The following is a 25,017-nucleotide window of genomic DNA, read 5'->3' on the forward strand; positions in this document are numbered from 1 at the left end:
GTCCATGAGTCTGTTTGTTGAAACGCTGGGTCAAGGCCCGGACGTAGTCCTGCTGCACGGTTGGGGCTTGCATGGCGGCGTGTTTAGCCGCGTGGCGGCGCAATTGGCTGCCCGTCATTGCGTGCACCTGGTCGATCTGCCCGGTCACGGCGCGTCCGCCTCATTGGCCTCCTTCGACGCCGACGCGGTGGCCGATCTGTTGGATCAGGCTTTTCCCTTGCCGCTGCAATTGGTGGGCTGGTCGCTGGGCGGCTTGATCGCCCAGCATTGGGCGGCCCGCCATCCCGACAAGATCAAGAGCCTGGCCTTGGTGGCGACCAGCCCGCGCTTTGTGCGCGAGGAAGGCTGGCCGCACGCGCAGGAGCGCAAGTCCATTGAAGCCGTGGCCGCCAGTCTGGACGGCGCCTTCGAGCAGACGCTGGAACGTTTCCTGGCTTTGCAGATGATGGGCGCTCCCTCCGCGCGCGACACGCTGAAGGCCTTGCGCGCGGACTTGTTCGCCCATGGCCGGCCGCAAGGCTTGCTGCCGGCGCTGGAGCTGCTGCTTATGGCCGACGCGCGCGCGCTGGCCGGCCGCATTCAATGCCCGGTGGGCCTGTTCTACGGCGCCCGCGACGCCATCACGCCGATAGGCGCCGGCCGTTGGCTGGCCGACGCGCTGGGCGATGCCCGGCTTTATGAATTTCCGCAAGCGTCGCACGCGCCGTTTCTGTCGCACGAAGCCGAATTCGTCGCCGCGCTTGCCCAGCATTTGGAAACCCATGCATGACTGAAGCGTTTTACACCGACAAGGCGCGCGTGCGCGCCTCGTTCGAGAAGGCCGCCGCCAGTTACGACTCCGCCGCGGTCTTGCAGCGCGAAGTCTCCGATCGGATGTCCGAGCGGCTGGATTACATCAAGTTTCAGCCGCAAGTGGTGCTGGACGCCGGCGCCGGCACTGGTTACGGCTCGGCCCAACTACGCGCCCGTTATCCAGATGCGCGCGTGGTGGAGCTGGACCTGGCCCAGGCGATGCTGCAAGCCTCCCGCGCCAAGCAGCAGAGCGGCGACGGCTTGTTGAAGAAACTGTTTCGCCCCAGCCTGCCGTGGCAGGTTGTGGCCGACGTCGAGCGCTTGCCGCTGGCGGACGCCAGCGTGGATATGATCTGGTCCAGCCTCACCATCCAGTGGGTGAATGTGCCGGATAGCGTGTTCGCCGAATTCCGCCGCGTGTTGAAGCCCGAAGGCATGCTGATGTTTTCCACCCTGGGCCCGGACACCCTGCATGAATTGCGGGGCGCCTTTGCCGGAGTGGACCGCGCCACCCACGTCAACCAATTCATCGACATGCACGATCTGGGCGACGCGCTGATGCGCGCCGGTTTCGCCGAGCCGGTGATGGACATGGAAAAAATCGTGTTGACCTATGGCCGCGCCCGCGAGGTGATGGCGGACCTGAAAGCCATCGGCGCGCACAACGCCACCAGCGGCCGCGGCCGCGGCCTGATGGGCAAGCACGCCTGGCAGCGGGTGGAGGCGGCGTATGAGGATCTGCGCCGCGACGGCAAGCTGCCGGCCACCTACGAGGTGGTGTATGGCCATGCCTGGAAGGGCGGCGACAAGAAACTGGCCAAGTTCAGCGACGACGGCCGCCAGGTGATCGAGTTCGTCAAGAGACGGCCGGAATAAGGATGCCGATCATCCGCTCGGCGACGCAGGCAGACGCCGCTTGCCTGGCCGCCTTGTCGATTCAAGTGTGGCTGAGCACCTACGTGACCGACGGCGTCCGCCGGGACATGGCCGACTATGTGCTGAACGAATTCACACCGGTCAATTTCGAGGCGCTGATCGCCAGCCCCTCGCATCATCTGCTGGCGATGGAGCAAGATGGATTTTTGCTTGGCTATGCGCTGATGAAGCTGGACAGCCCATGCCGAGGCTGCGATTTCCCCACCGTGGAAATGCTCCGGCTTTACCTGGTGGAGAGCCGAACCGGGGAAGGCCTGGGCCGACGTTTGCTGGAAGCGGCGCGGCGATGGGCGCTCGATCTTCCCGGACAACCGCGTTTGTGGTTGACGGTGTGGCACCGCAACGAGCGCGCGATCGCGTTCTACCGCCGGCTAGGCATGACCGTTCACGGCGAATGCCATTTCGAATTGGAGGGCGCGCGGCATCTGAATTACATGATGCTGGATTGCGCGTCCGTTGGGGCGGTTCCGACCACCGCCGATGCCTGAAAGCCCGATGAAATCATGATGAGTAAACACACACTCCGCCCCTGGCTGTTGGCGGGCATGGCCGCGCTGCTGTCGGCTTGCACCACCTTGTCTTCCCCTCCCGCTGCGGTGGCGCCCAAGCCGGCGCTGAAGCCCAAGATAGGCTTGGCGCTGGGCGGCGGCGCGGCCAAGGGCTTCGCCCACGTCGGCGTGATCAAAGTGTTGGAAGCCGCCGGCCTCACGCCGGACCTGGTGACCGGCACCAGCGCCGGCAGCGTGGTCGGCAGCCTGTACGCATCCGGTCTCAGCGGCATGCAGTTGCAAAGCCGGGCGATTCAATTTGACGAATCCAATCTCACCGACTGGACCTTGTCCAGCAAGGGCGTGATCAAGGGCGAGAAACTACAGAATTGGATCAACGCTCAGGTGGCCAACAAGACCATGGAACAACTGCCGCGCCCGTTCGGCGCGGTGGCCACCGAACTGGACAGCGGCCGCAAAGTAGTGTTCCGTCTGGGCAACACCGGCCAGGCCGTGCGCGCCTCTGCCAGCATTCCCAATGTGTTCCTGCCGGTGAAGATAGGCAACAAGAGTTATGTGGACGGCGGCCTGGTCAGCCCGGTGCCGGTCAGCGCCGCGCGCGAGATGGGCGCGGACTTCGTCATCGCCGTCGATATCTCGGCGCGGCCGCGCAAGGGCGCCGCCACCGGCTTTCTGCCCATGCTGGACCAAAGCCTGAACATCATGAACGGACCGGCGCTGGCGCAGGAGCTGAAGCAGGCCGACGTGGTGATCCGCCCGCAAGTGCAGAATATCGGGTCCGCTCAATTCGACGCGCGTCATCAGGCTATTCTGGAAGGTGAGCGCGCCGCGCAGGCGGCGCTGCCCCAGATCCGGCAGTTGCTGCAGCAAAAAGCCATTGCCATGAATAAGTAATGGCATAATGCTGCCGGGCTGGTCCTGCATCGCAGCATGGCCGGCCGTCTTCCATCAGCAACCGCAGGCACGGCCTGCCTGGAGACCTGAATGATCAAGCTTTACGGCGCTGCGCTGTCCCCTTATTACAACAAGGTCAAAATCGCCTTGCTGGAAAAGGGCGTCAACTTCCAAGAAATCCTCACCGCCCCTTCGCAGCAGGAAGAACTGCTGGCGAAGAGCCCGATGGGCAAGATTCCTTTTGTCGAAGTGGGCGGCCACGCCATGGCGGAGTCATCGGTGATCCTGGAGTGGCTGGAGGACGCTTATCCCACCGCCTCCTTGCTGCCGCCTACGCCGAACGGCCGCGCTCACGCGCGCCAACTGAGCGCAATGCTGGATTTGTACGTGTTGATGCCGGCGCTGCCGCTATACCGCCATTGGTTGTTCGGCAGCCCGCTGGAAGCCGGCGCCATTGAAGCCGCTCGCCAGCAGATCACGCGAGGCGTGGCGGCCTGCGCGCAGTTGCTGGATTACGGGCCTTGGGCCTGTGGCGAAGATTTCAGCAGCGCCGACATCAGCGCCGCCTGCATCCTGCCGGCGCTGGAGCAGATGAGCAAAGCCTTGCTGGGCGAAGACATCACCGCCGGTTTTCCCGACCGCGAGGCTTATCTGCAGCGTCTGTCCGGACGCAGGAGCGTGAACCGGACCTGGAGCGAGAGGGAGGCGGCCTTGACCGCGTTCCGCGCGCGTCAGCAGCAGTAGGGTAGACCGCAGGACAGGGCTGATCCGCTTGCCGGCATTCGGCGTTTGAGTAATTATAGAGCTCAAACTCCAATCAAGTGTTTGCGTTAACGCGTGGACACAGTTCCCAAGCGGGAGGCGGTGATGAAGTTTGACATTCAACTGCTGCTGCTGGCGATGGCGCCGGTGTTTCTGGCCTTCGTGGCCGGCGAGTTGTGGCATCTGCGCCGGCAGGGCCGGCTCAGCCTTTACGACTGGCGGGACTCGGTGTGCTGCGCCTGTTTGGGTTTGTTGCATCAGGGCGCGGACAAGCTGGCCTGGGTGCTGGTGCTGCCCTTGTACGCATGGATTTATCAGCAGCACCGCTTGTTTCAGTTTTCCGATTCCTGGCTCAGCTTCCTGCTGTTGTTCATAGGCCAGGATTTTCTCTACTACTGGTTCCACCGCGTCAGTCATCGCGTGCGCTGGCTGTGGGCGGCGCACAGCGTTCATCACAGCTCCACCCGCATGAATTTCACCACCGCCTTCCGTCAAAGCCTGATGTATCCATTGGCCGGCATGTGGGCGTTCTGGCTGCCGCTGGCCTGGCTGGGTTTCCCGCCGGAGCAGGTGGTGGGCGTGGTGTTGCTGAACCTGGCGTTCCAGTTCTTTGTGCATACCCAGGCCTGCCCCAAACTGGGCTGGCTGGAGTACGTGCTCAACACCCCGTCCATCCATCGCGGCCATCATGCCAAGAATCCGCGCTACATCGACCACAACTACGCAGGCGTACTGGTGGTCTGGGACCGCCTGTTCGGCACCTATGTCGAAGAGAGCGCCGACGATCCTTGCGACTACGGCACGGTCAAGCCGGTGAACAGCTTCAATCCGCTGTGGGTCAGCGTGGTGGAATGGCGCGACATGCTGCGCGAAGCCTGGCGCGCGCCCAACTGGAAAGACCGTTGGACGGTCTTGTTCGGCCCGCCAGAAGAGGCGGAGGCGGTTGCTGCGCGTTGGCGCTGAGAACCTGTTTGCAATCGGCCTCCGCGTCGGTGGTGACATTGCGCGATGCGTATCGGTTTCGAAATGCTCGTATACCGTATTGAGCAAAGCGGGCTTCGCTGCGGCAGCGCTTTGCTTCACTTTAGCGCGCGAGACTTTGAACAGGCCCTGAGGGTATGAAAAAAGCGGACCGGGAGGTCCGCTTTTGCGTGGCAAGGCTTGGGGGGTTAAGCGCGACCAAAAAATTCAGCTTTTACGGCTGAAGCAAGTCGCGCGGCAAGTCGGTGCAACGCAGCATCAGGATTTTAGCCGTTCTAAACCAGCACCTTGCCGTTCTTGGCCGGCAAGGTTTTACCCTTGGGCTTGCGATCCATGCGTACGGTGCCGGTCTTGCCGTCCAGCGAGTATTTGACGTCGTAGCCGACGACCTTCTCGCTGCTTTCGTTCACTTCATTGCAAATAGTCTGGGTGCTGTTGACCTGATCGCGTTGCTGCATGCCTTCCTGCACCTTGTTGCCAGCCAGACCGCCGGCCAATGCGCCAATCACGGTGGCGGCCTTCTTGCCGTTGCCGCCGCCCACTTGATTGCCCAGCACGCCCCCGAGTACGCCGCCTATCACGGAGCCGGCGATGCGGTTTTCATCCTGCACCGGCGCCTGGTGAGTCACTTGCTGCTGATGGCAGACCTGCTTGGGCGCATTGACGGTTTCCTTGATTGGCGTCACCGCCAGAATGCGGGCATGCGTGGCGTGAACCGGCGCCGCCGGCTTGGCCGGCGCGCTTGGTTCGGTGGGCTTCGCAACGGCTTGAGCCGTTTGAGCGGCGGCCGGCGCGGCCGCCGCGACGGTAACCGGAGCGGAGGCCACCGTGGGCGGCAGAACCGCGGCGGCGGATGCTGCGGCGGCGGATGCTGCGGCCGGCGCGCTGGCGGTTTGCTGAGGCGCGGTCGCGGTTTGCGGGTTGGATTTCACGGCCTGATAGCCGGCTACGCCCAGGCCGCCAAGGGCAATGCCGCCGCCCAGCACGCTGGCGATCAATAAGGATTGTTTCATGGTTCGTCTCCAAAAAGCAGGCCGTCTATGCGGCCGTAATCATGATGAGTGAGATGAAATTCAGACACTTTATGGTGGCAGACAGTTGCAAATTAAATGTTTTCCATTTGTTACTAAAAGTGGCGAGTCGTTAGCGTTTACGGGAGCGGGGACGGGGGGTGACTATCGATAGCGGTTTGATTTAAATCAAGATATCGGCAAGCAAACGCTTGCTTATGTGTCATTGTACTGATAAGGGCGGAGGAGAGGGCGCGTGGCAGAAATTTGCAGTAGTCTGTAGCTTGTTGAGCAATTTGAGCAAAGTATTTGTTTAAATAATCGAATTTAATTTCATTGTATTCAATATATGACGTGATCGAGGCATAAAAATCCAATGTCGTCGTTTGACTCAGTCTGCGCTTAGGTGCTTAATGTTCAGCTTGTCGATGTTTGCAACAGGAACGACGCGGCTTGCCTGAATTGTCATGCTGTTGGTATTAATGTTGCTGGAAAATGATGATTTGAGGGGGCAGCCTTGACTGATATCTCCACCGAAGCCGGTTTGAAACGCGGCTTGAAAAACCGCCACATACAATTGATCGCGCTGGGCGGCGCGGTCGGCACCGGCCTGTTCCTCGGTTCGGCCAGCGTGCTGAAAGCCGCCGGCCCGTCGATGATTCTGGGCTACGCCATCGCCGGCCTGATCGCCTTCATGATCATGCGCCAACTGGGCGAAATGGTGGCACAGGAGCCGGTGGCCGGCTCGTTCAGCCACTTCGCCTATCGTTACTGGGGCGATTTCGCCGGCTTCTTGTCCGGCTGGAACTACTGGGTGTTGTACATCCTGGTCAGCATGGCCGAGCTCACCGCCGTAGGCGCCTATGTCCAGTACTGGTGGCCCCATGTGCCGACCTGGGTGTCAGCGCTGGTGTTCTTCGTCTGTATCAACGGCATCAACCTGGCCAACGTCAAAGTTTACGGCGAAGCGGAGTTTTGGTTCGCCTTGATCAAGGTGGTGGCGGTGATCGCGATGATTCTGTTTGGCGGCTATCTGCTGCTGACGGGCACCGGCGGTCCGCAGGCCTCGGTGAGCAATTTGTGGAGCGACGGCGGCTTCTTCCCGCACGGCTTTGGCGGCTTGTTCATGATGATGGCGGTGATCATGTTCTCCTTCGGCGGCTTGGAGCTGATTGGCTTGACCGCGGCTGAGGCGGACAATCCGCGCACCACCATCCCCAAGGCGGTGAATCAGGTGATTTACCGTATCCTGATCTTCTACATCGGTTCGCTGGTGGTGCTGCTGTCCTTGTATCCGTGGAGCAAGGTGGCGTCCGGCGGCAGCCCTTTCGTGATGATTTTCCAGCAGATTGGCTCCGGCCTCACCGCCAACCTGCTTAACTTTGTGGTGTTGACCGCGGCGCTGTCGGTGTACAACAGCAGCGTCTACGCCAATAGCCGCATGCTGTACGGGCTGGCCAAGCAAGGCAATGCGCCCAAGGCCTTGATGCAGGTGGACAAGCGCGGCGTGCCGGTGATGGCGATCCTGGTTTCGGCGGCGGCGACTTTCGCCTGCGTGATCCTCAACTATGTGTTGCCGGGCGAGGCATTGGGCATCTTGATGTCGCTGGTGGTGGCCGCCTTGGTGACCAACTGGGCGATGATCAGTCTGACGCACTTGAAGTTCCGTCGCGCCAAGATCGAGGCCGGCGAACAGCTGGTGTTCAAATCCTTCTGGTTCCCGCTGACCAACTGGGTCTGCCTGGCCTTCATGGCGATGATTTTGCTGATCCTGCTGCTGACGCCGGGTGCCGCGGTATCGGTCTATGTGTTGCCGATATGGTTGGGGCTGTTGTGGGTGGGTTATCGCGCCAAGGGCACACCGGCGGCGGAGCCCGCGCGTCAAACGCCTTGAGGATGACTTCATCGGTCGCCGCTCTGGCGAGACCGTAATCGGCAGGGCCGCCTCAGCAGGCGGCCCTGCTCTTTTACGCCGGTTTCTCCGACATTGAAATGTTTTTGGACAAAGTGTCCGATAATTTGAAGCTATAGCATTGGTCGGCAATTCTTTGCTAAATGCAGTGAAATGCTTTTTGACCTTATGTCTTGTTTTGTTTAATCTGGTCGTGGTTTGTTTGAAGTTGATGTATGTAATAGGGATGTCTTGCTGGTTTTGTTGGACTTATTGTCCAATTTTGAGTGGTAAGGGCCTTGCTGCATTGATGAAGCAATACCGTTCCATTCACTCAATCAGCAGGAGGCGCCAAAGTGAGCGTTACCCCCACTTCCACCGGTTTGAAGCGCGAGCTGAAAAACCGCCATATTCAGTTGATCGCGCTGGGCGGCGCGATCGGCACTGGTCTCTTCCTGGGCTCGGCCAGCGTGTTGAAAGCGGCCGGACCGGCGATGATTCTCGGCTACGCCGTCGCCGGCTTCATCATTTTCCTGATCATGCGCCAATTGGGCGAGATGTTGGTCGAGGAGCCGGTGGCCGGCTCGCTCAGCCATTTCGCCGATCGCTACTGGGGCAAGTTTCCCGCCTTCCTGTCCGGCTGGAATTACTGGGCGCTGTATGTGCTGGCCGGCATGGCCGAACTGACGGCCGCCGGCGAATACGTGCGCTACTGGTGGCCGGATGTGCCCACTTGGGTCACCGCGCTGGTCTTCTTCACGGTGATCACCGGCGTCAATCTGAGCAGCGTCAAATATTACGGCGAGACGGAGTTCTGGTTCGCGCTGATCAAGGTGGGCGCGGTCATCGCGATGATCGTGTTCGGCGGCTATCTGCTCTTGTCCGGAAACGGCGGTCCGCAGGCCTCGGTGAGCAATCTGTGGCGCGATGGCGGCTTCTTCCCGCACGGCGTCGGAGGCCTGTTCATGACGATGGCGGTGATCATGTTCTCCTTTGGCGGCCTGGAACTGATAGGCATGGCGGCGGCGGAGACCCAGGACCCGCAGAAAACTATCCCCAAGGCGGTGAATCAGGTGATCTACCGCGTGCTGATTTTTTACATCGGCTCGCTGTTGGTGCTGCTGTCTTTGTATCCGTGGAGCAAGGTGGCTGCCGGCGGCAGCCCCTTTGTGATGATTTTTGAGCAGATCGGGGCTGGTTTCGCCGCGCACGGGCTTAATTTCGTGGTGCTGACCGCAGCCTTGTCGGTGTACAACGGCGGCGTCTACGCCACCAGCCGCATGTTGTTCAGCCTGGCTCAGCAGGGCAATGCGCCCACGCGCATGGCCAAGCTGGACAAGCGGGGGGTGCCGGTCAACGCCACTTTGTTCTCGGCGCTGGCGACTTTCGCCGGCGTGGTGCTCAATTACCTGCTGCCCAACGGCGCGCTGGCGCTGTTGATGTCGCTGGTGGTCACCGCGCTGGTGATCAACTGGGCGATGATCAGCTTCACGCATTTGAAGTTCCGCCGCGCCCAGGGCGGCCGCAAGCTGGTGTTCGCCTCCCTGTGGCATCCGTTCGCCAACTGGCTGTGTCTGGCCTTCATGCTGATGATTCTGGGCGTGATGTTGTTCACGCCGGGCATTGCGGTGTCGGTGTATGTGTTGCCGGCCTGGTTGCTGGCGCTGTGGCTGGGTTTCCGGCTGAAGAGGACGGGGCCGTCCGCGACGGGCTTGGCCGTCGACAAGGCGTGAGCGTGCATGCCGGGCTTGACGCGCGGGGGCGGAAACCGGCATGCTGACGCCCTTATGAAGCAGATCATCCCTTTCCAGACCAAATCGTGGTGGTGGCGCAGCTAATCGGCGCGCCAGGGATTTTTGCATCTGTTTTCCGGGCCGCCGTCATGGGCGGCCTTGTTGTATCCAGCCTTACCCCGTGCGGCGGCAAATTGTTCTGACTCAGGAGTTGTCATGTCTCGCACGCAATGGGGTTCCCGCCTCGGTTTCATTCTGGCTTCGGCCGGCGCCACGGTCGGTCTGGGCTCCATCTGGAAGTTTCCCTACGTCACCGCGATGAACGGCGGCGGCGCGTTTCTGCTGATCTATCTATTGTTGACCTTCACCCTGGGCATCGCCTTGCTGATGGCCGAGATCGCCATCGGCCGCGCGGCGGCCTGCGGCGCGGTGAGCGCGTTCGCGCGGCTGGGCTCGCGCCGCTGGAAGCTGGTGGGCTACGCCGGCGTGTTGTGCGGCTTCCTGGTGTTTTCCTTCTACAGCGTGGTGGGCGGCTGGACCCTGGGCTATCTGCTGCGCGCCCTCGACGGCCGGGTGATGAGCAACGACCCGGCGGCGCTGGCGCGGCTGTTCGGCGATTACGTGTCCGACCCCTTCGAATCGCTGCTGACTCACGCCTTGTTCACCGGGCTGACCTTGCTGGTGGTGATGTGCGGGGTGCAGAAGGGGATTGAGCGGGCGGGCAAGGTGTTGATGCCGCTATTGTTCCTGCTGATGCTGGGCTTGATCGCGCGCTCGCTGACCTTGCCGGGCGCGGAGGCCGGCGTGGCGGCCCTGCTGACGCCGGATTTCTCCAAAGTGACGCCGGGCATGCTGGTGGAGGCCTTGGGTTTGGCATTCTTCTCCTTGTCGGTGGGCGCCGGCTGCATGATCGCCTACGGTTCCTACCTGGGCAGGGACGCGAAATTGGCGGGCGCGGCTTTGTGGGTCACCGGCCTGACCACGCTGACCTCGGTCCTGGCCGGCCTGATGATCTTCCCGGCGATCTACGCTTTCGGTCTGGATCCGCAGGCCGGTCCGGGCCTGACCTATATGACCATGCCGGTGGTGTTCAACCACCTGCCTTTCGGCCAAGGCTTGGCGGCGGCTTTCTTTCTGCTGCTGCTGATGGCGGCGCTGACTTCTTCGGTGTCTCTGCTGGAGTTGGTGGCGGTGTTTCCCATCGATGAGTGGGGCGTCGGCCGACGCAAGGCGACGCTGCTCATTTGTCTGCTGGTGTTTTGCGCCGGGGTGCCGGCGGCGTTGTCCTTTGGGCCGCTGGCGGGTTGGAAGTTTTTCGGCCGCAATGTGTTCGAGCTGATGGACTACACCGCGTCCAACATCCTGCTGCCGCTGGGCGGCATCGGCACCGCCTGCTTCGCCGGCTGGGTGATCTGGCCGACCATGCGAGCCGAGTTGAAATTGCCCAGCGCCTTGGCCTCCGGCGTGCGCTTTATTTATTGCTGGGCGGCTCCGGTCCTGATCAGCTTGGTGCTGGTCTACAATATCTGAGCCGAGGTTCCGCGCGCGGCCCGCGGCCCGCTGCCCATTGCCGGCCGCGCGCCGCAAAGCGGCTCACGCTGGCTCCGAACGGGTTCTTAGAGCCAGCGCAGCAAGCCGTAGACGATGAAGCTGACCACAATGGCGAGCAGAGTCTTGCCGTTTTTCCACGCCACCGCGACGGCAACCAAGGTGCCGATCAGGTAGGCGTTGCCCAGCGACAGGTCGATGTGTCCGGCGGGAGCCAGGGCCATCGGCGCCACCAGCGCCGACAGCACCGCCGCCGGCACATAGTGCAGCGCGCGGTTCAGCCAGTCCGGGAAAGCCAGCCGCTGACCGAATACCAGGAAGCTGGCGCGGATCAGCAAGGTGGCCGCCAGCATGCCGAGTATCATCCACCAATGATTCATGCCGCCTCCTTGCGCTTGCCTTCCAGCAAGAATCCGGCGCCGACGCCCAGCAGCGCCGCCAGCATCAGATCCAGTTTGTAGGGGAGGCCGCGCGCCAACAGCGCGGTCAGGCCGGCTACTGTCGCGGCCGCCAGCGTGGGCCGTTTTTTCAATTGCGGCGCGACGATGGCGGCGAAGGTGGCCACCATGGCGAAGTCCAGCCCCAGTTGCGCCAGCCCCGGCACTGAACGTCCCAGCAGCACGCCGGCCAGCGTCCATGCCTGCCAGTTGCCGTACATCGCCAGCGAAGAGCCCAGCCAATACCACTGGCCGCCGGCCGCGCCCAGGGTGCGGAAGCGGTGCTCGACCACGGCGAAGGTTTCGTCTGTGAGCCAGAACGCCAGCGGCCAGCGCCAGGCCAGCGGCCATTGCCGCGCGTAAGGCAGCAGGGTGGCGCTGTACAGCGCGTGGCGAAGATTGACCACGAAGGTGGTCAGCCACAGCACCGGCAGCGCGGCGCCGGCCGCCACCAGGCTGACGGCGATGAATTGCGAGGAGCCGGCGAAAACCAGCAGGGACATGGCTTGGGTTGTCAGCGGGCTGAGGCCGGCGGCGATGGCCAGGGTGCCGAAGATCACGCCGAAGGGCGCGGCGCCTATCAGCATGGGCAGGCTGTCGCGCGCGCCTTGCAGCGCCCAGGCGGCGGGGGTGGGGCTCGTCATTGGAACGGGTCCTTGCGGAAACGAAGTCCATTCATCATGCAGCCGAAACCAGCCGTCGTCTTGAACGATTTTGCAGGACGGGCTTGCGGTGTGACAGGGCGTTTGCGCGGGCTAGCGGGAACAGGCGCTCAGCGGCGCAGGCCCAGCGCGCGCTGATAGGCCGCCGGTGCCAGGCCCACGGTGTGGCGGAAGGCGCGGGTCAGGTGGGCCTGGTCGGCGAAGCCCAGGCTGAGCGCCACCGCGCCGGGCGTTTGGCCCTGAGCCAATAGCTGGCGCGCGCGGTTGACGCGCAATTGATTGCGCCAGGCCACCGGCGGCAGGCCGAAATGCTGGCGGAACTGGCGGCACAGCTGCCAGGGGGAGAGCTGGGCCGCCGCCGCCAGCGCCTGCAGCGACAGGTTGTCGCTGATCGCGTCGGCCAGCATCTGCCGCGCCAGCTCCACCGCGCGCGGCGCGGCGGCCTGGGTCTGGTCGCGCACTTGCATATGGCGTTGCAGCACCGCGCCGAACATTCGCTGCAAGGCCGATTCGCGCAGCAGCCGGTCCTGGCTGTCGCGCAGCAGGCGATGCAACTGATCCATGCCGGCGGCCAACGGCGCGTCCAACACCACGGTGTCGCGAAAATAGGGCCGGGCGTGGGCGTCGCCGTTGATGTCGGCGGCCAGCCGCTGCAGGAAATCGGCGGACGGGTAGAAGCCGCGGTAAGCCCAGCCGCGCGCGTCGGCGGTTTCGCCGGTATGCACTTCGCCGGGGTTGATCAGCACCAGCGCGCCGACGCCGGCGCGGTGGGTGCCGCCGCGGTGGCGGTAGGACTGCGCGCCCAGGGTCAGGGTGTTGACCACATACTCTTCATGAAAATGCGGTGGAAACACGCGCTGAGCGTAGCTGGCATCCAGGCATTCCAAAGCGCCGATGTCGTCGGCGCGGAAGAAGTCGGAACGGTCGGACGCCTGAGGGAGCATGGCTAGGCGTCGCGGCCGGTCTCAGGAGCCGGCCATGAAGGTGCGGATGCCGGAACCGACAAACTGCACGCCGATGCAGATCAGCAAAAAGCCCATCAGCCGCGTCATCACCTCGCGACCGCCGCGACCCAGGCGTTGGGCGATCAGCTGTGAGGATTTCAGCGTCAGCCACATGCCGAAGCAGGTGCCGCCGATGGCGGCGAAGGTCATCGCGAAGGCCAGTGCCTTGGCCGGCAGCGTGGAGAGTTCGGCGATCTCGGTGGAAATGCCGATGACCACGGCGATGGTGCCGGGGCCGCTGATGCCGGGCATGGCCAGCGGGAAGAAGGCGTAATCCTCGCGTTCGCCGGTCTTGGGCGCGTTGCCCGGGTCCTGAGACAGGAACAGCATGCGGTAGCCGAGCACGGCGACGACGAAGCCGCCGGAAATGCGCAGCGCGCCGTAGGAGATGCCGAAGGCCGACATGATCACGTTGCCGGCCAGCAGGCTGACCACCATGATGGCGGCGGCGAACACGCAGGCGCGGCGCGCCTGATTGTCGCGCGCAGAGTCCGTCATTTCGCGGGTCAGGGTGATGAACAGCGGAATTTTGGATAGCGGGTTAGTGATGGTGATCAGGCTGAGTAGCCCGCCGAACAGGAATTGGAGCGACAACGTCTTGAGCATGGCACTACGCTGATGAAGCGAACATTACAAGGAATGGACGCAGTCTGCCTGAGGCCGCGGGCCGGTGACAAGGGAAATTCTACGGCGCGCGCGCGACATGACATTGGCTGTGGCATTATGCCGCACGGCGGTCCATAAGGGCTGTGCTAGAGTGCCCCAAACCCAAGGAGTCCATTATGCGAAAGACATTGAGCGCGTTGCTGTGCCTGTGCCTGCTGAGCGCCGGCGCGATGGCGCACGAATTCAAGCTGGGCGATATCAAGATCGGCCATCCGTGGAGCCGGGCAATGCCGGAAAGCAGCCCCACCGGCGGTGTTTATCTGTCGTTGAACAATCAGGGCAAGACCGCCGACAAGCTGCTGTCGGCCAGCACGCCGCGCGCGGCCAAGGCCGAGCTGCACACCCACATCAACGACAAGGGCGTGATGCGCATGCGCGAAGTGGCCGGCGGCGTGGAAGTGGCGGCCGGCCAGCAGGTCAAGTTCGCGCCCGGCAGCTATCACGTGATGCTGATGGGCCTGAAACAGCCGCTGCGCGCTGGTGATCATTTCCCGCTGACCCTGCGTTTCGAGAAGGCCGGCAGCGTGACCGTGGATGTGGCGGTGGAAGACGGCGTCGCCGCCGCCGCGCCGGCCGAACACGCGCATTGAGAAGCAGGGGGCGATGCTACCGGTAACGTTGCGCCGAAGTTACATCGTGCAGCGCAGCAATCGGCGCGCTCTGGAGTAAATGCTTTACCGGGTGCCGGCGACTGGGCAGACTTGGCCTCGGGAATGTGTTGCGAACAAGACGTCATTGCCACTGCCGGCTCCCTGACCAAAGGTCACACGCCAAGTCTGCACAAAGAGAGAAACGATGGAGGAGCGGGCGCTTGCGCCCGCACACAACAAAATCCAGGGACGCCGGCAGTTCCTTTCCCCTCCATGCCCCCTTCTATACTGTTATGCTGTCAGCCATCCTGTAGCCGACCGCGTTTTCCCGCATGACATCTTCTATCCCCCCCGCCAAAACTCCGCGCCTGAGCATTGAGTACTGCACCGGATGCCGCTGGCTGCTGCGCGCCGCCTGGATGGCGCAGGAGCTGCTGACCACCTTCGAGAAGGAATTGGCTGAAGTAGCCTTGCAGCCCGGCAGCGGCGGCGTGTTCCGCGTGGAGCTGGACGGCGAGCTGTTGTGGGACCGCAAGGCCGACGGTGGCTTCCCCGACATCAAGCTGCTGAAGCAGCGGGTGCGCGACCGGGTGGCGCCGCAGCGTTCGCTGGGCCATAGCGACGGCGCCGTCTCCTGATTCAAGCATCGCCATGAGCGAGCCGCAGCGCAAAATCATCCACGTCGATTGCGATTGTTTCTACGCCGCCATCGAGATGCGCGACGACCCCGCCTTGCGGCCCTTGCCGCTGGCGGTGGGCGGCCGGCCGGAGAGCCGCGGCGTCATCGCCACCTGCAATTACATCGCGCGCCGCTACGGCGTGCGCTCGGCGATGTCGTCGGCGCGCGCGCTGCGCCTGTGTCCCGATCTGCTGATCCTGCCGCCGGACATGGCGCGCTACCGCGAGGCCAGCCAGCAGATCATGCGCATCTACGAGCGCTACACGCCCTTGATCGAACCCTTGTCGCTGGACGAAGCCTATCTGGATGTGAGCGGCCAGCCGCACGAGCAGGGCAGCGCCACGCGGATGGCGGAGGCGATTCGCCGCCAGATTCGCGAGGAGGTGGGCATCACCGCCTCGGCCGGCATCGCGCCGAATAAATTCCTGGCCAAGGTGGCCAGCGACTGGAACAAGCCGGACGGGCAGTTCCTGATCCGGCCGCAGGATGTGGCCGGCTTCGTTGCCGCGCTGCCGGTGGAGAAGATACACGGCGTGGGCCGGGTCACTGCGCAGCGGCTGAACGAATTGGGCATCCGGCGCTGCGGCGACATGCTGGCCTGGGAGCTGGCCGATCTGCTGCGCCACTTCGGCCGTTTCGGCGAGCGCCTCTACGAGTTGGCGCGTGGAGTGGATCCGCGGCCGGTGTCCACTGACCGCAGCCGCAAATCGATCAGCGTTGAGGAGACCTACGCGGTGGACCTGCCCGACGCCGCCGCCTGTCTATCCAAGCTGCCGGAGCTGATAGACCGGCTGAGCGCGCGCATCGCGCGCAGCGGCAATCCCGCGTTCAAGGGCTTGTCGGTCAAGCTCAAGTTCGACGATTTCAGCCAGACCACGGTGGAGCACACCGGCGGACAGTTGTCGCCGGCGCGTTTCGGGGAGTTGCTGCGGGTGGGCTTCGAGCGCGGCCGGCGGCCGGTGCGCTTGGTGGGCGTCGGCGTCAAGCTGGCGGACGAGCACGACCTGCCGCGTCAGTTGCGCCTGTTCGGCCGCGACGGCCGTCCGCTGCCGGACCAGCCGGCGGACGCTGCCGCGGGCGAGGCGGAGCCGCCTATGATAGACGCCGACCAGCCCCCGCAGAACAGCTGAGGCCAGCCGGCGCAAGGCCGGATCAGGGGCGCTTGAAGTCGCCGGCGTAGACCTGGAGCAGTTGGGCCGGGTTGATGTGTTTGCGCAGCGCGGCGTTGACCTGCTCCACCGTCAGCGCGGCGATGGCGGCATCCACCTTGGCGTTGAACTCCATGCCGCGGCCGATCTGCAACTGGCCGTCCAGCGCGCCGCTCAGCGCGCCGTCCTGAGCGCGGGCGATTTCCCTTTCCTGTTGCAGCGCCTTCTTGGCGTCGGCCAGCTCGGTGGCGTTGACGCCGTCGCGGATGAAGCGCGTCAGCTCCTCGGCCACCCCCTGTTTCAGCTTGTCCAGGTTCTGCGGCGCGTAGATGGCCACCAGGCTCAGGCTGGCCACCGGCTCGAAGCTGCCGGCCTTGAACTGGCTGCCGGCGTAGTAGCTGATGCCGTCCTTCTGGCGCAGGCGGTCCAGCAGTCGCGATTTGACGCCGCCGCCCAGGATCTTGTTGGCGACCAGCATTGCCGGGTAGTCGGCGTCGCTGTCCTGCATCGCCAACGGCGCGGTGGCCAGGTAGAAGGCGTTGGCTTTGTCCTTGGCATGCAGTTGTTGTTGGCCCGGCTTGGTCGGCGGCAGCAAGCTGGGCGCGCGGCTGTACGGCACAGGGCTGTTCCAGCCGCTGAACAATTTTTGCAGCTGGCTTTGCGTGGCCTTGGCGTCGAAGTCGCCGACCAGGGCGAAGCGGGCGTGGTTGGCGCCGTAGAACTGGCGGTGGAAGCGCTTGAGCTCGTCCAGCTTGGCGGCTTTCAGCTCGGCGGCGGCCTCGTCCAGCGTCGGGCGGTAGCGCAGATCGCCCTTGCGATAGATGTTGAGCGCCTGGCCCACGGCCTGAGTGGCCATGGCCTGCGGCTCATTGCGCTGGGCGTCGATGGCGGTCAGTTCTTCCTTGCGCAGCAGCTCGAACTCGTGTTCCGGGAAGCTGGGCTGCTTGAGCAGGCCGGCGATCAGGTCCAGCAGCGCCGGCAGATGGGCGCGGGTGGTTTCAAAATCCACGCTGACTTCCTGACCAGAGCCGGAAACGCTGAGCTTGGCTTTCAGCTGATCCAGGCGATTGCTGATTTCGGCGCGGCTGAGCTTGCCGCTGCCGCGTTCCAGCATGTCGGCGGCGAGGCTGGGCACGGCGCCGCGGCCGAACAGGCTTTTCTCGTCGCCGAAGGCGAAGCTGAAACTGCCGTTGACGGTTTCGCCGCGGGTCTTCTTGGACAGCAGCGCCAGCTTGGCGCCGTTGGCGAGCGTGGTTTTCTCGGTGCGGGCGTCGATATTGGCCGGGCTGGGATCGAAGGCCTCGCCCTGGCTGATCGCGGCGCGGCCCTTGTAGCCGTCCACCAGCTTGGCCACGTCCGGCGTGGCCGGGATCACACTGCGGTCCGGCTTGGCGGTGGGCACGAACTGGCCGTAGGTGCGGTTGGACGGCTTGAAGTAGTTTTCGGCGGCCCGCTCCACGTCCTTGACGCTCAGCGCCTCGATGCGGTCGCGGGTCAGGAAGAACAGGCGCCAGTCGCCCTTGGCGATGGCCTCGGACATCTCCACCGCCAGCTGCTGCGGATCGTTCAGGGTCTTGTCGATGTCGTTGAGCAGGCTGGTCTTGGCGCGCTTGAGTTCGGCCTCGGTCACCGGCTTGCTCTTGAAGCCTTCGATGGCGGCGAGCAGCGCCTGGCGCGCGTCGGCCAGTTTTTGGCCCTTGTTCAGCTCTGCCCAGAAGATGATGTAGCCGGGTTCGGCCAGCGCGAACGGCCAGGCCTCGACGCCGACAGCTTTCTTTCCGCCCACCAGCGCCTGATACAGCCGGCCGTTGGGGGTGCTGGCCAGGATGTCGGCCAACACGAGGAGGGCGGCCGCGTCCGGGTGGCTGCCAGCGGAGATCGGGTACAGCACGGCGGCCAGTTGGGTGTCGCCGACGCGCTCCACCGTCAGTTCGCGCGCGCCGTCGCGCTGCGGCTCCTCGGTCCAGGTGGGCGTCAGCTGGCGCTGCGGCTTGGCGATCTTGCCGAAGGCCTGCCGGACGACGGCCAGCGTCGCCGCCGGGTCGAACTTGCCGCTGATCATCAGCACCGCGTTGTCCGGCTGGTAGTACTTGCGGTAGAAGGCCTGCAGATTGTCGATGCGGACCTTTTCCACGTCCGAGCGCGCGCCTATGGTGTTGTGGCCGTAGTTGTGCCAATCGTAGCTGACCGCGGTCATCTGCTTCCACAGCACGCGGCGGGGATTGTTTTCCCCCATCTCCATTTCATTGCGCACCACCGAGAACTCGGTGTCCAGATCGCTACTGGCGATCTTGCTGTTGACCATGCGGTCTGCTTCCATCTCCAGCGCCCAGCGAAGGTTTTCGTCGTTGGCCGGGAAGGTTTCGTAGTAGTTGGTGCGATCCAGGAAGGTGGTGCCGTTGAACTGCATGCCGCGCTTGCCCAGTTCCTGCATCAGATTGCCGCTGCTGGGCGTGCCCTTGAACAGCATGTGTTCCAGCAAGTGGGCCATGCCGGTTTCGCCGTAGCTTTCGTGACGGCTGCCCACCAGATAGGTGATGTTGACGGTGGTGGTGGGCTTGGAGGCGTCCGGCGCCAGCAGGACGCGCAGGCCGTTGGGCAGCCGGTATTCGGTGACGCCTTCCACGCTGGTGTAGGCTTGCAGCTGGCTTTGGCTGGCGACGACGGGTTCGGCGGCGATGGCCGGCAGGGCGTGGCCCAGGGACAGGGCGAGCAGCAGGCTCAGGATCTTGATGCGCATGCGGTGGCGTTTCCTCTGGCATGAATGCGGGATGGCGGCGTGCGATGGCGCCGGAATGCTATAGGCTTGCGATTTTGCCTGCGTTCGTCAAGTCGGAAACCTTCCGGGCATGACGTAAGTCTGGGGCAAACAGGGGTAGGCCGCCGCGGCGGGGCATTGGTTCCCGCCATGGAACTCAGAGCCTGTTTACGATCTCGCGAGCAAGAGCGAGACAAGGCGGAAATGACCGAAGAAGCGGAATGTACATACGGTACATGAGCATTCTGAGGTCATTTCCAACGCCGTATCGCCGAAGCGCAGCAGATCGTAAACAGGCTCTCAGCGTTTTAGATTGCTGATGCTCATCAGCATGCCCATGCCGACGAACAAGGTGACGGTGGCGGTGCCTCCGTAGGACATGAAGGGCAGCGGCACGCCCACCACGGGCAGGATGCCGGACACCATGCCCATGTTGACGAAGGCGTAGACGAAGAAGGACAGAGTGATGGAGCCGGCCATCAGCCGGCCGTACAGCGTTTGCGCGCTGGCGGTGATCATCATCGCGCGGCTGAGCACCAGCAGATAGAGCACCAGCAGAAGCACATTGCCGGCCAGGCCGAACTCCTCCGAGTACACGGCGAAGATGAAGTCCGTGGTCCGCTCCGGGATGTAATCGAGGTGGGTCTGAGTGCCGTTGAGCCAGCCTTTGCCCCAGGGGCCGCCGGAGCCGATGGCGATCATGGACTGGATGATGTGGTAGCCGTCGCCCAGCGGGTCGGTGGTGGGGTCTATCATGGTCAGCACCCGGCGGCGCTGGTAGTCGTGCAGCAGGTTCCAGACGATGGGCAGGCTGGCGGCGCCCAGGCCGATGCCGGCGAAGATCACTTTCCAGGGCAGGCCGGCGAAGAAAAGCACGAACAGGCCGGCGGCGGCGATCAGCAGCGTGGTGCCCAGATCCGGCTGCTTCAGCACCAGCGCGCTGGGCACGGCCATCAGCAAGGCGGCCACCAGGTAGTGCCACCAGCGCATTGATAGTTCGTATTTCTGGAAGAACCAGGCCAGCATCATCGGCAACGCGATCTTCATGATCTCGGACGGCTGGATGCGGGTAATGCCCAGTTCCAGCCAGCGGGTGGAGCCGTTGACGGTGACGCCCTTGAAGTGGACGGCCAGCAGCAGCAGCACGCCCAGCCCGTAGATGGGCGGCGCGAAGTTCATGATGCTTTGCGGCCGCATGCGGGCGATGATCCACATGATGATCAGCGACAGGCTGGTGTAGATCAGCTTGTTGTCTATCTTGTCGAAGGACTGGTTGTTGGCCGAATACAGCAGCACCATGCTGACCACGAAGATCATGCCCAGGAACAGCATCAGCCAGCCGTCCAGCGGTTCTTGGATCTGTTGCCAGACGCGTTTAATTAGAGAGGTCTGCATTGTCGTTGGCGGTGTCGGTGGGCATGGTCTTCAGTGTGCCTTCGATGTCTTTCGGCACCTTGCCCAGCAAGTAGTAATCGAACAGCGCGCGCACGATGGGCGCGGCGGCGGCGGCGCCGAAGCCGGCGTTCTCCACGATCACCGCCACGGCGATGCGGGGCTTGTCCACCGGGGCGAAGGCGATGAACCAACTGTGGTCGCGGTATTGCTCGGCCAGGGCGGAGGCGTTGTACTTGGCGCCTTGTTTGATTTGCACGACTTGGGCGGTGCCGGTCTTGCCCGCCATCGAGTACTGCAGGCCCACGCCCAGCCGCGCGCCGGTGCCGCGCGTCATCACGCCCTCCATGCCGCGCTTCACGTATTCGAAGTTTTCCTGCTTGAACGGAATCTGGCGGATGGGCATCGGTTCGATGATGCGCGCCTTGCCGCTGCGGGTGTCCACCACTTGCTGCACCAGGTGTGGCTTGAACACCTGGCCGTCGTTGGCGAGGATGGCGGTGGCGTTGGCCATTTGCAGCGGGGTGTAGGCGTTGAAGCCCTGGCCGATGCCGATGCTGACCACGTCGGCCGGATACCAGCGGCGGAATTCCTCTTTGTAGCGGGAGAAGCGGCGCGCCTTCCATTCCTTGGACGGCAGCACGCCGATGGACTCGCCGTCCAGGTCGATGCCGCTCTTGCTGCCCAGGCCGAACTGCGCCAGCGCAGGGTGGATCTTGTCTATGCCCATGTCCCAGGCCAGCTTGTAGAAGAAGGTGTCGCTGGAGACTTCGATCGCGCGCTGCAGATTGATCATGCCGTTGCCGGCCTTCTTGCTGTCGCGGAACTGGTGGCTGGAGCCGGGCAGGGTGAAGTAGCCGGGCGCCGGGCGGATGTCGCGCATGCCGATGGCGTGGTTCTCCAGCGCCGCCATCGCCATGAAGGGCTTGAAGGTGGAGCCGGGCGGGTAGGTGCCGCGCAGCGCGCGGTTGATCATCGGCTTCTGCCAGTCGTTGTTCAGATTGGTCCAGGTCTGGGTGTCGATGCCGTCGATGAACAGATTGGGGTCGAAGCCCGGCTTGGACAGGAAGGCGAGCACGCCGCCGGTGGACGGCTCTATCGCCACCAGCGCGCCGCGGCGGTTGCCGAACAATTTGTCCGCCATTTCCTGCAGGCGGATGTCCAGCGCCAGCTTCAGGGTATTGCCGTTGACCGGCGGCGTGCGGCGCAGCGAACGCACCGCGCGGCCGCCGGAGTCGGTTTCCACCTCCTCGAAGCCGACTTTGCCGTGCAGGTCGTCCTCGTACACCGCTTCCAGACCGGTCTTGCCTATGTAGTTGGAGCCCTTGTAATTGGCGGTTTTTTCTTCCTCTTCCAGCCGCTCCTTGTCGCGCTGGTTGATGCGGCCGATGTAGCCGAGCACATGGCTGGTCATTTCCTTGAACGGATAGTCGCGGAACAGCCGCGCCTTGACTTCCACGCCAGGGAAGCGCCAGGCCTGGGCGGCGACCCGAGCGGCCTCTTCCTCGCTGAGCTTGGTTTTCAGCGGGATGGATTCGAAGTTTTTGCTTTCAGTCAGCAGGCGTTTGAACTGGCGCTCGTCACGCGGGGTGATCTCCACCAACTTGCGCAGCTCGGCCTCGGTGGCGGCCAGGTCCGGGATCTTGCTGGGCGTCAGCTCCAGCGTGTAGGCGGAGTAGTTCTGCGCCAGCACCACGCCGTTGCGGTCCAAAATCAGGCCGCGGTTGGGCAGGATGGGCACCAGCGAAATGCGGTTGTTCTGAGCCAGCGTGGAAAAGTGTTCGTGCTGCAGCACTTGCAGCCAGATGAAACGCGTGAGCAATACCAGAAACATCAGCACGATCAACGCGTAAGCGACGATCAAGCGCAGCTGGAACTGGCTGTCTTCGGCCTGCGGGTTCTTGAAACGGGTGGGTTGAGGCATGGACGGTCCGCGGCGCTACACCGCGTTGTGGCGGTAGGGCATCAGCATCAGCTTGGTCAGCAACGGCCATAGCAGGGCGCCGATCAAGGGCGGCAGGAAGTAACCCCAGCCGACGAAGGCGGAGCCGGTGAGCATGCGCACCACCACCATGATGATCTGGTTGGTCAGCAACAGGCCCAGCACCACCAGCGTTTGCTGGCCCAGGTTGAACATCACCACCTGGCGCTGGCGCGCCAAGGCCAGATAGGCTGTGATCGAATAGGCCAGCGCGTGCTGGCCGAACAATCCCGCGGTGGAGATGTCTGCCACCAGGCCCAGCAAGAAGGCGGTGCCGATATTGACCCGGCGCGGCTGGTTGATCACCCAGTACAGAATCAGCATGCCGATGAAATCCGGCAGCCAGCGCGTGCTGCCGTGCGGCAGCGGGATCAGTTCGATCAGGACGGCGAAGATGAAGGTGAACAGGATGAAGCGGCGCTTCACCGGTTTGAGCAGTTCCTTGGGGCGCTCGAACGTCATCGGGGCTTACTCCTCGGCGGCGGCTTTCTTGCCGCCCCTGCTCTTTTTGACGATGGGGGCCGGTTCCGGCGGGCGCGGCGGCGCCTGCTTTTCGCCCAGCACCAGCATGTAGCGGGTTTGCTGCACGCCGGCTAGCGGCGCGGTGGCGATGCGTGCGAAGGTGGCGCCTTGGTTTCGCTCCACCCGGGTCACGCGGGCCACCGGGATGCCGGCGGGATAAACGCCGTCCACTCCGGACGTGACGATGTGATCGCCGTCCTTGATGTCGGCGCTTTGCGGCAGATAGCGGATTTCCACGCCGCCGCCGTAGCCGTACAGGATGGCGCGCTGGCCGGTGCGGGCCACCATGACCGGCACCATCTGGTTCTTGTCTATGACCAGAGTGACTTCCGCGGTCAGCGGCTGCACCCGGGTGACTTGGCCTAGCAGGCCGGTGGCGTCCACGACCGGCTGGCCGGCCTTCAGGTTGGCGTCGCTGCCTTTGTCGATGATGATTTTGTAGGAAAACGGATCGCGGCCGGTATACAGCGTTTCGGCCATCTGCGCCTGTTGGTGATAGCTGGACTTGATGCCGTTTAGCTTGCGCACTTCGTCCAGTTCCCGTTGCAGGGTTTGCAGCCGCGACAGTTGCGCCGACATTTCCAGCTGGCGCACGCGCAAGGCGGTGTTTTCCTGTTTCAGTTCAGTTTGGGAGCTGAGAAAGTCGCTGACGTGGCGCATCGCCTGCGCGGGCATGTTCACCGCGCGCTGTACGGGGTAGAGCGCCAGCGAAGTGGCTTCGCGCGCCTGTTCCATCAGGCCGAAATAGCTGTCGCCGACCAGGAGCGCCACCGAGGCGGCCACGGCCATGGCCAAGCGCGCGCCGGGCGGCGGCCCGGAGCGGAAAAAGCTGGGGGTGTTGGCAAAGTCCATCGGCTCAGACCTCGCCCCTTGACACGGGGCGCTGTGCTTCAAAAACGGGCGCGCTTGCCGCGCGCCCGCCATCATCGCTTGCTTTACGAGCGGCCGCCGCCGCCGGAGCCGGGCTCAGGCGGACGGCGGCCGTTCCGGTTTAAGGGACGTTGGTGAAAATAGTGCCAATCTTGTCCATTTTCTCCAGCGCCTTGCCGGAGCCGCGCACCACGCAGGTCAGCGGTTCTTCGGCCACGAACACCGGCAGGCCGGTTTCTTCGGCCAGCAGGCGGTCGATGTCTTTCAGCAGCGCGCCGCCGCCGGTCAGCACCATGCCCTTGTCGGCGATGTCGGCGCCCAGTTCCGGCGGAGTTTGTTCCAGCGCGATCTTCACCGCGGACACGATCTGGTTCAAGGGTTCGGTCAGCGCTTCCAGGATTTCGTTGGACGACACGGTGAAGGCGCGCGGAATGCCTTCGGCCAGGTTGCGGCCCTTGACTTCCATTTCGCGCACCTCGGCGCCCGGGAAGGCGGAGCCGATGGTCTTCTTGATTTCTTCGGCGGTGGTTTCACCGATCAGCATGCCGTAGTTGCGGCGGATGTAGTTGATGATGGCTTCGTCGAACTTGTCGCCGCCGACGCGGACGGAGTTGGAATACACCACGCCGCCCAGCGAAATCACGCCGACTTCGGTGGTGCCGCCGCCGATGTCCACCACCATGGAACCGGTGGGTTCCTCAACCGGCAGGCCGGCGCCGATGGCGGCCGCCATCGGCTCTTCGATCAGTTCCACGCGGCGCGCGCCGGCGGCCAGCGCCGAGTCGCGGATCGCCTTGCGCTCCACCTGGGTGGAGCCGCAGGGCACGCAGATCACGATGCGGGGGCTGGCGGCGAAGAAGCGGTTGGGGTTCACCTTCTTGATGAACTGCTTGAGCATCTGTTCGGTGACGGTGAAGTCGGCGATTACGCCGTCCTTCATCGGGCGGATCGCCTGGATGCTGCCCGGGGTGCGGCCCAGCATGCGTTTGGCTTCCAGGCCCACGGCCAGGATGGATTTCTTGTTGGTGGGCGCGTCGCTGTGAATGGCGACAACCGAGGGCTCGTCCAGCACGATGCCTTTGGCGCGCATGTAGATGAGGGTGTTGGCTGTGCCAAGGTCAATGGCGAGGTCGTTGGAGAAGTATCCGGTCAGCGAACGAAACATTGGGCGATCCTGGTCAGTTTTCGTCATGTGGCGGACGCGCCGTCGCGTCCGCGTTTAATCTGTTGTTTGTTGTCTACTCGTACGACC

General features: G+C 63.7%; 23 protein-coding genes. 12 read left to right on the forward strand and 11 right to left on the reverse strand.

The features are described 5' to 3' along the window. The first annotated feature begins 4 nt into the window (after nt 1-4). The 6 genes from bioH (at nt 5) to GYH29_RS01105 (ending at nt 4,856) form a co-directional block, all read left to right on the forward strand. The gene (gene bioH / locus GYH29_RS01080; RefSeq protein ID WP_043592396.1) at nt 5-769 is read left to right on the forward strand and encodes a pimeloyl-ACP methyl ester esterase BioH; all 765 of its coding nucleotides are present in this window, start codon (nt 5-7) and stop codon (nt 767-769) included. Then, entirely contained in the window at nt 766-1,668 is a 903-nt protein-coding gene (gene bioC / locus GYH29_RS01085) for a malonyl-ACP O-methyltransferase BioC (protein WP_043592395.1), read from the forward strand. The genes bioH and bioC overlap by 4 nt, the downstream gene beginning before the upstream one ends. A 2-nt stretch (nt 1,669-1,670) precedes the next feature. Continuing rightward, complete coding sequence (locus tag GYH29_RS01090; RefSeq protein WP_019101745.1) at nt 1,671-2,216, forward strand: GNAT family N-acetyltransferase; 546 nt, start codon at nt 1,671-1,673, stop codon at nt 2,214-2,216. A 15-nt stretch (nt 2,217-2,231) separates the two neighbouring features. Further along, on the forward strand, nt 2,232-3,131 hold the full coding sequence (locus tag GYH29_RS01095; protein ID WP_161523065.1) for a patatin-like phospholipase family protein: 900 nt from the start codon (nt 2,232-2,234) through the stop codon (nt 3,129-3,131). 90 nt (nt 3,132-3,221) lie between these two features. Then, nucleotides 3,222-3,875: a glutathione S-transferase family protein gene (locus tag GYH29_RS01100; RefSeq protein WP_019101743.1), complete on the forward strand. Its 654-nt coding sequence runs from the start codon at nt 3,222-3,224 to the stop codon at nt 3,873-3,875. A 123-nt stretch (nt 3,876-3,998) separates the two neighbouring features. Further along, nucleotides 3,999-4,856: a sterol desaturase family protein gene (locus tag GYH29_RS01105; protein WP_019101742.1), complete on the forward strand. Its 858-nt coding sequence runs from the start codon at nt 3,999-4,001 to the stop codon at nt 4,854-4,856. Nucleotides 4,857-5,149: 293 nt separating this feature from the next. On the opposite strand, the gene GYH29_RS01110 is transcribed toward GYH29_RS01105, so the two are convergent. Further along, entirely contained in the window at nt 5,150-5,887 is a 738-nt protein-coding gene (locus GYH29_RS01110; protein WP_198001632.1) for a glycine zipper 2TM domain-containing protein, read from the reverse strand. A gap of 514 nt (nt 5,888-6,401) precedes the next feature. Here GYH29_RS01110 and GYH29_RS01115 point away from each other — a divergent pair. From GYH29_RS01115 to GYH29_RS01125, 3 genes are all read left to right on the forward strand, one after another. Next, nucleotides 6,402-7,778, forward strand: a complete 1,377-nt coding sequence (locus GYH29_RS01115; RefSeq protein ID WP_052052110.1) for an amino acid permease — start codon at nt 6,402-6,404, stop codon at nt 7,776-7,778. Between the two features lie 353 nt (nt 7,779-8,131). Further along, the gene (locus GYH29_RS01120) at nt 8,132-9,508 is read left to right on the forward strand and encodes an amino acid permease (protein WP_043592393.1); all 1,377 of its coding nucleotides are present in this window, start codon (nt 8,132-8,134) and stop codon (nt 9,506-9,508) included. 216 nt (nt 9,509-9,724) lie between these two features. After that, a complete protein-coding gene (locus GYH29_RS01125; RefSeq protein ID WP_161523066.1) occupies nt 9,725-11,038 on the forward strand; it encodes a sodium-dependent transporter in 1,314 nt (437 codons plus the stop codon). A gap of 86 nt (nt 11,039-11,124) precedes the next feature. Here the strand turns inward: GYH29_RS01125 and GYH29_RS01130 are convergent, their stop codons facing one another. The 4 genes from GYH29_RS01130 to GYH29_RS01145 all read right to left on the reverse strand — a co-directional run bounded on the left by GYH29_RS01130 (nt 11,125) and on the right by GYH29_RS01145 (nt 13,765). Further along, a complete protein-coding gene (locus GYH29_RS01130; RefSeq protein ID WP_161523067.1) occupies nt 11,125-11,436 on the reverse strand; it encodes an AzlD domain-containing protein in 312 nt (103 codons plus the stop codon). Further along, nucleotides 11,433-12,137, reverse strand: a complete 705-nt coding sequence (locus GYH29_RS01135; RefSeq protein WP_161523068.1) for an AzlC family ABC transporter permease — start codon at nt 12,135-12,137, stop codon at nt 11,433-11,435. The genes GYH29_RS01130 and GYH29_RS01135 overlap by 4 nt, the downstream gene beginning before the upstream one ends. Before the next feature lie 128 nt (nt 12,138-12,265). Further along, nucleotides 12,266-13,099 carry an AraC family transcriptional regulator gene (locus tag GYH29_RS01140; protein ID WP_161523069.1) on the reverse strand — a complete coding sequence of 278 codons (834 nt, stop codon included), beginning with the start codon at nt 13,097-13,099 and terminating at the stop codon, nt 12,266-12,268. A gap of 21 nt (nt 13,100-13,120) precedes the next feature. Further along, nucleotides 13,121-13,765, reverse strand: a complete 645-nt coding sequence (locus GYH29_RS01145) for a MarC family NAAT transporter (protein ID WP_019103921.1) — start codon at nt 13,763-13,765, stop codon at nt 13,121-13,123. Nucleotides 13,766-13,941: 176 nt separating this feature from the next. On the opposite strand from GYH29_RS01145, the gene GYH29_RS01150 reads away from it, so the two are divergent. The 3 genes from GYH29_RS01150 to dinB all read left to right on the forward strand — a co-directional run bounded on the left by GYH29_RS01150 (nt 13,942) and on the right by dinB (nt 16,224). Continuing rightward, nucleotides 13,942-14,415 carry a copper chaperone PCu(A)C gene (locus tag GYH29_RS01150; protein WP_161523070.1) on the forward strand — a complete coding sequence of 158 codons (474 nt, stop codon included), beginning with the start codon at nt 13,942-13,944 and terminating at the stop codon, nt 14,413-14,415. Nucleotides 14,416-14,747: 332 nt separating this feature from the next. Then, nucleotides 14,748-15,053, forward strand: coding sequence for a SelT/SelW/SelH family protein (locus tag GYH29_RS01155; protein ID WP_043592389.1), 306 nt, complete (start codon nt 14,748-14,750; stop codon nt 15,051-15,053). A 13-nt stretch (nt 15,054-15,066) separates the two neighbouring features. Further along, a complete protein-coding gene (gene dinB / locus GYH29_RS01160) occupies nt 15,067-16,224 on the forward strand; it encodes a DNA polymerase IV (protein WP_019103924.1) in 1,158 nt (385 codons plus the stop codon). A 22-nt stretch (nt 16,225-16,246) separates the two neighbouring features. Here dinB and GYH29_RS01165 read toward each other — a convergent pair whose 3' ends face one another. The 6 genes from GYH29_RS01165 to GYH29_RS01190 all read right to left on the reverse strand — a co-directional run bounded on the left by GYH29_RS01165 (nt 16,247) and on the right by GYH29_RS01190 (nt 24,930). Then, nucleotides 16,247-18,982, reverse strand: coding sequence for a M16 family metallopeptidase (locus tag GYH29_RS01165; protein WP_161523071.1), 2,736 nt, complete (start codon nt 18,980-18,982; stop codon nt 16,247-16,249). Nucleotides 18,983-19,300: 318 nt separating this feature from the next. Next, a complete protein-coding gene (gene rodA / locus GYH29_RS01170) occupies nt 19,301-20,395 on the reverse strand; it encodes a rod shape-determining protein RodA (protein WP_019103926.1) in 1,095 nt (364 codons plus the stop codon). Then, a complete protein-coding gene (mrdA, locus tag GYH29_RS01175; RefSeq protein ID WP_081574417.1) occupies nt 20,376-22,316 on the reverse strand; it encodes a penicillin-binding protein 2 in 1,941 nt (646 codons plus the stop codon). Before mrdA ends, rodA begins: the two co-directional genes overlap by 20 nt. A 15-nt stretch (nt 22,317-22,331) precedes the next feature. Further along, a complete protein-coding gene (gene mreD, locus GYH29_RS01180; RefSeq protein WP_019101651.1) occupies nt 22,332-22,835 on the reverse strand; it encodes a rod shape-determining protein MreD in 504 nt (167 codons plus the stop codon). Between the two features lie 6 nt (nt 22,836-22,841). Beyond that, on the reverse strand, nt 22,842-23,747 hold the full coding sequence (gene mreC, locus GYH29_RS01185; RefSeq protein ID WP_081574416.1) for a rod shape-determining protein MreC: 906 nt from the start codon (nt 23,745-23,747) through the stop codon (nt 22,842-22,844). Nucleotides 23,748-23,886: 139 nt separating this feature from the next. Then, nucleotides 23,887-24,930, reverse strand: coding sequence for a rod shape-determining protein (locus tag GYH29_RS01190; protein ID WP_043592385.1), 1,044 nt, complete (start codon nt 24,928-24,930; stop codon nt 23,887-23,889). Between the last annotated feature and the right edge of the window lie 87 nt (nt 24,931-25,017).

The organism is Chromobacterium haemolyticum, from assembly GCF_009936155.1.
In the GTDB taxonomy this organism is placed as follows: Bacteria; Pseudomonadota; Gammaproteobacteria; order Burkholderiales; family Chromobacteriaceae; genus Chromobacterium; species Chromobacterium haemolyticum.

What these genes read in the sequence shown, in the direction of transcription:
- GYH29_RS01145 (WP_019103921.1), bottom strand. Translation starts at nt 13,765, where the DNA reads ATGCTCAAGACGTTGTCGCTCCAATTCCTGTTCGGCGGGCTACTCAGC.
- GYH29_RS01130 (WP_161523067.1), bottom strand. Translation starts at nt 11,436, where the DNA reads ATGAATCATTGGTGGATGATACTCGGCATGCTGGCGGCCACCTTGCTG.
- mrdA (WP_081574417.1), bottom strand. Translation starts at nt 22,316, where the DNA reads ATGCCTCAACCCACCCGTTTCAAGAACCCGCAGGCCGAAGACAGCCAG.
- GYH29_RS01150 (WP_161523070.1), top strand. Translation starts at nt 13,942, where the DNA reads ATGCGAAAGACATTGAGCGCGTTGCTGTGCCTGTGCCTGCTGAGCGCC.
- GYH29_RS01140 (WP_161523069.1), bottom strand. Translation starts at nt 13,099, where the DNA reads ATGCTCCCTCAGGCGTCCGACCGTTCCGACTTCTTCCGCGCCGACGAC.
- GYH29_RS01105 (WP_019101742.1), top strand. Translation starts at nt 3,999, where the DNA reads ATGAAGTTTGACATTCAACTGCTGCTGCTGGCGATGGCGCCGGTGTTT.
- bioH (WP_043592396.1), top strand. Translation starts at nt 5, where the DNA reads ATGAGTCTGTTTGTTGAAACGCTGGGTCAAGGCCCGGACGTAGTCCTG.
- GYH29_RS01095 (WP_161523065.1), top strand. Translation starts at nt 2,232, where the DNA reads ATGATGAGTAAACACACACTCCGCCCCTGGCTGTTGGCGGGCATGGCC.
- GYH29_RS01190 (WP_043592385.1), bottom strand. Translation starts at nt 24,930, where the DNA reads ATGTTTCGTTCGCTGACCGGATACTTCTCCAACGACCTCGCCATTGAC.
- mreC (WP_081574416.1), bottom strand. Translation starts at nt 23,747, where the DNA reads ATGGACTTTGCCAACACCCCCAGCTTTTTCCGCTCCGGGCCGCCGCCC.
- GYH29_RS01165 (WP_161523071.1), bottom strand. Translation starts at nt 18,982, where the DNA reads ATGCGCATCAAGATCCTGAGCCTGCTGCTCGCCCTGTCCCTGGGCCAC.
- GYH29_RS01125 (WP_161523066.1), top strand. Translation starts at nt 9,725, where the DNA reads ATGTCTCGCACGCAATGGGGTTCCCGCCTCGGTTTCATTCTGGCTTCG.
- rodA (WP_019103926.1), bottom strand. Translation starts at nt 20,395, where the DNA reads ATGCAGACCTCTCTAATTAAACGCGTCTGGCAACAGATCCAAGAACCG.
- bioC (WP_043592395.1), top strand. Translation starts at nt 766, where the DNA reads ATGACTGAAGCGTTTTACACCGACAAGGCGCGCGTGCGCGCCTCGTTC.
- GYH29_RS01135 (WP_161523068.1), bottom strand. Translation starts at nt 12,137, where the DNA reads ATGACGAGCCCCACCCCCGCCGCCTGGGCGCTGCAAGGCGCGCGCGAC.
- GYH29_RS01110 (WP_198001632.1), bottom strand. Translation starts at nt 5,887, where the DNA reads ATGAAACAATCCTTATTGATCGCCAGCGTGCTGGGCGGCGGCATTGCC.
- GYH29_RS01100 (WP_019101743.1), top strand. Translation starts at nt 3,222, where the DNA reads ATGATCAAGCTTTACGGCGCTGCGCTGTCCCCTTATTACAACAAGGTC.
- mreD (WP_019101651.1), bottom strand. Translation starts at nt 22,835, where the DNA reads ATGACGTTCGAGCGCCCCAAGGAACTGCTCAAACCGGTGAAGCGCCGC.
- dinB (WP_019103924.1), top strand. Translation starts at nt 15,067, where the DNA reads ATGAGCGAGCCGCAGCGCAAAATCATCCACGTCGATTGCGATTGTTTC.
- GYH29_RS01155 (WP_043592389.1), top strand. Translation starts at nt 14,748, where the DNA reads ATGACATCTTCTATCCCCCCCGCCAAAACTCCGCGCCTGAGCATTGAG.
- GYH29_RS01090 (WP_019101745.1), top strand. Translation starts at nt 1,671, where the DNA reads ATGCCGATCATCCGCTCGGCGACGCAGGCAGACGCCGCTTGCCTGGCC.